The sequence below is a fragment of the Pseudomonas sp. SDO5215_S409 genome, from assembly GCF_054071325.1.
In genome coordinates, this window is sequence record NZ_JBSVWN010000196.1 from 1 (window position 1) to 297 (window position 297).

Sequence of the window (297 nt, forward strand, 5' to 3'; positions counted from 1 at the left end):
GGTCCCAGTGGAATTGCACTTTTACGCGGCCGTATGGGTCGCAGTGGATTTCTTCGCCTTTGGGGCCGGTGACCCGGGCGGTCTGGCTGCCCAAAATGCGCGGTTTTGGATGCTTGAGAGGGGGCCTGTTCGGTACATCCCAAGGCGTGGCTTTAAAGGTGTTGCGATAGCCTTGGTCGACGTCATGGGGCATCGACTCTTCAAGCACCTGCGTCTGCATGCCTTGGTGGACGATTTCAGTAAGCAACCACAGGTCATTCCACCGCGCTTTGGGGTGTTCGGTCAGGGCCAGAAAAT

1 pseudogene is annotated in these 297 nt (G+C 57.6%); it reads right to left on the reverse strand.

Annotation, left to right across the window (positions count from 1 at the left end):
- Nucleotides 1-297 (reverse strand): annotated as a pseudogene (locus tag ACW9H9_RS28875) (type VI secretion system tip protein VgrG); the annotation flags it as partial.